We start from the raw sequence: 3,625 nt of genomic DNA, 5'->3' as shown, positions 1-3,625 counted from the left end.
ACTATCGCAAGAAAGAAATTGTTCGAAATGAACCGTGTTATTTCTGATACTGCTGAATACGGTTGTTATTTGTTTGACCATGCTTGTAAGCCTTTATTGACTGACTTCATGAAAAAAATAGATACTGATGTAATTGGTAAAGCATATGCTGCGGGTAAAGGTAATGGTGTTGATAACGCTAAGCTTATTACTGTTAATAAAGCACTTCGTGATCACAATGTAGAAATTGTAGGTGCAAGACTTCGTGGTGCTATGACGGCAATGAAGCCGATTGTATAATTTATAAAACAACCCTGTCCGGTTTTTTTTAGTCTTCCAGAATATAGGGAAGTTTAAAATCTAGACAGGGTTTTTTAATATGACCTATTTTCCTAAAATATCGGATATAAAAAAGGCGGCTGCTACCATTGCAGAGGTTGCAACGGTTACTCCGTTAATGTCCAGCATACGTTTGTCAAAAGGGTTTGATTCCAATATACTTCTCAAAAGAGAAGATTTGCACAGGGTGCGTTCGTATAAAATCCGCGGGGCATTCAACAAAATAAGTTCGCTTTCGGAAAAGGAAAGAAAAAACGGAATTGTTTGCGCCAGTGCCGGAAATCATGCCCAAGGCGTAGCTTTTGCTTGTAACCATTTAAAAATTCCGGGTACAATATATATGCCATCGGTTACCCCAAAACAAAAAGTTGAGCAAACACGTTTGTTTGGTGGGGAATGGGTGACAATAGTACTGGAAGGAGATACTTTTGACGATTCGTCAAAAAGTGCTAGAACGTTCTGCGAAAGCAATGCAAAAACGTTTATTCACCCTTTTGATGACCCTAAGGTAATAGAAGGCCAAGGGACTGTAGGCTTGGAGTTGTTAGACCAATTTAAGGAGCCTATAGATTATATATTCGTGGCAATTGGTGGCGGAGGATTGGCCTCTGGTCTAATCGGAGTTTTTAAAGAGCTATCGCCAAACACCAAAATTATTGGAGTAGAGCCAGAAGGAGCCCCATCCATGAAGACATCCATAAAGAAGAACAAAAATACGGAGCTTTCTAAAATTGATAAATTTATAGATGGTGCTGCGGTACAAAAAGTGGGAGACCTCACTTTTGAAATCTGTAAAAACGGACTTTATGATATGGTTACCGTTGCAGAGGGAAAGGTGTGTCAGACCATTTTGGATCTTTATAATAGAGATGCTATTGTTGTTGAACCTGCGGGTGCATTGACTATTTCTGCTTTAGATGGTTTTGCTGAAGAAATAAAAGGCAAAAATGTGGTTTGTATCCTTAGTGGAAGTAATAACGACATCACTAGGACAGCCGAGATCAAAGAGCGTGCATTACTTTACGGTCAGCTGAAGCACTATTTTATCGTTCGATTCCCGCAAAGACCAGGTGCTTTGAAAGAATTTGTGGCAGAGATTTTAGGCCCTGATGATGATATTACTCATTTTGAATACTCTAAAAAATCGAGTAGGGAGAATGCTCCTGCTATTGTAGGTATAGAATTAAAAAGTCCGGAAGACCTTCAGCCTTTAGTCCAGCGTATGAAAACAAATAACTTTTACGGAGATTATTTGAACGATAAGCCAGACCTTTTTCAATATTTGGTTTAGGTTCTCACAATTTCTAGCTCTTTTATGAAATTGACGCTAATCAGCTATATTTAGTATTCTCAAAAATAAGCTCTGATTTCTTAATTATGTATTTTCGTATAGCTACTCATTGTAGCATCATATCTATTATAATAAACCCTTCTGAAAATGAAAACAATACCCAAAGAATACGAGATTGACCAAAAAATAGACCAAAAAAAATATTTGGTTAATGGCGAACTGAAAACATGGGCAGGAAATACTACTGAAGTATTTTCTACTATATCATCAACAGAAGAGTACAAACCAACTTTATTGGGTAGTATTCCTGATATGGGAGAGCCGGCTGCCTTGGAGGCCTTGGATTCTGCTATGGGCGCCTATAAAAGAGGGCAGGGGGTTTGGCCTACCATGCATGTAAAAGACCGTATTGAGTGTATGGAGAATTTTGTGCGTCAAATGAAAACCAAGCGCGAGATTGTTGTAAAGCTTTTGATGTGGGAGATAGGCAAGTCATTACCGGATAGTCAAAAAGAATTTGACCGTACGGTGGATTATATTAATGATACAATAGAAGATTACAAAGAACTAGACCGGAATTCGGCCAAGTTTCAGAAACACGATGGTGTTTATGCTCATATAAAAAGAGGATCATTAGGCGTTGTATTATGCTTAGGGCCTTATAACTACCCGCTAAACGAAACATTTGCTTTGTTAATACCTGCTATAATAATGGGTAACACCGTTATTTTTAAACCAGCTAAGCATGGTGTTTTATTGATTACTCCTTTGTTGGAAGCTTTTCAAACCTCTTTTCCAAAGGGAGTAGTAAATATTATTTTTGGTAGAGGTAGAGCGGTAGCTGCACCAATAATGCAGACTGGTAAAATAGATGTACTTGCATTAATAGGGAATAGTAAATCTGCGAATGCGTTACAAGAGCAACACCCAAAAAGCAATCGTTTGCGTTTGGTTTTAGGATTAGAAGCAAAAAACCCTGCAATTATCCTTCCTGATGCAGATTTGGATTTGACTATAGATGAATGTATCGCTGGTACATTATCTTTCAACGGGCAAAGATGTACGGCACTTAAAGTGATTTATGTACATGAGGATATTAAAGATGAATTTTTAAAACGCTATTCAAAACGAGTAGATGAATTAAAATTTGGAAACCCATGGGAAGATAGTGTCAAGCTTACGCCTTTGCCAGAGCCTGGCAAGCCAGCTTATATTCAAGAGTTGATTGATGATGCTATTGGAAAAGGTGCAGAAATAATGAACAAAAAAGGAGGTAAGAAGTTTGATAATTATATCTGGCCAGCAGTACTTTTTCCCGTGAATAAAGATATGAGGGTATATCAAGAGGAGCAGTTTGGACCGGTTGTGCCTGTTCTTTCATTCTCTGATATTGAGGAGCCTTTAAATGATATGGCCGAAAGTAACTATGGTCAACAGGTAAGTCTTTTTGGTAAAGATGTTTATGCACTTTCACCGTTAATAGACACCTTGGTGAACTTGGTTTGTCGTGTAAACTTGAATAGTTCATGCCAACGTGGACCGGATATGTATCCGTTTACAGGTAGAAAAGATTCAGCTCAAGCAACTTTAAGTGTTCATGATGCATTACGTTCCTTTTCTATTCGGACTTTTGTTGCCTTTAAGGATAATGATTTGAACAATGAGACCATTCAGCAATTGTTGGAGGCTAAGCTTTCCAACTTCGTAAGTACGGATTATATTTTGTAATCTATCCATTTAAACTTTGAAAGCACAAAGATTTCAATAATAGCTTTATGCATATTTCAGGATTTTAATGGAAATGCTAACATATGTTTAAAGTATAAGATTTTACCCCTATTTATAGGGGTATTCTTTTTTAAGGGTAATTATAAACACAAATCTGATAATCGCGCATATTTTTAATTGATTTTCTCGTCATACCTTTGTTTAAAATTTTCGTTAATTTTTAATGTAAGTTCCAAATCTTACAAATAATATTGTTTAACTAAAAAGGTGTGTGCTATGAAAACAAAC

The 3,625-nt window shown here is 36.9% G+C and carries 2 protein-coding genes and 1 pseudogene; all 3 read left to right on the top strand.

Annotated features, from left to right (window positions below):
- Positions 1-279 (top strand): annotated as a pseudogene (locus ACSHWW_RS14325) (ketol-acid reductoisomerase); the annotation flags it as partial.
- 79 nt (positions 280-358) lie between these two features.
- Positions 359-1,609 (top strand): threonine ammonia-lyase, encoded by a 1,251-nt coding sequence (gene ilvA / locus ACSHWW_RS14320; RefSeq protein ID WP_435683151.1) that lies wholly within the window; start codon positions 359-361, stop codon positions 1,607-1,609.
- 147 nt (positions 1,610-1,756) lie between these two features.
- Entirely contained in the window at positions 1,757-3,337 is a 1,581-nt protein-coding gene (locus ACSHWW_RS14315; RefSeq protein ID WP_435683150.1) for an NADP-dependent glyceraldehyde-3-phosphate dehydrogenase, read from the top strand.
- The last annotated feature ends 288 nt before the right edge of the window (positions 3,338-3,625 follow it).

This window comes from Nonlabens sp. (assembly GCF_051251825.1).
Classification (GTDB): domain Bacteria; phylum Bacteroidota; class Bacteroidia; order Flavobacteriales; family Flavobacteriaceae; genus Nonlabens.
This window is presented reverse-complemented; position numbering and strand designations above follow the sequence as displayed.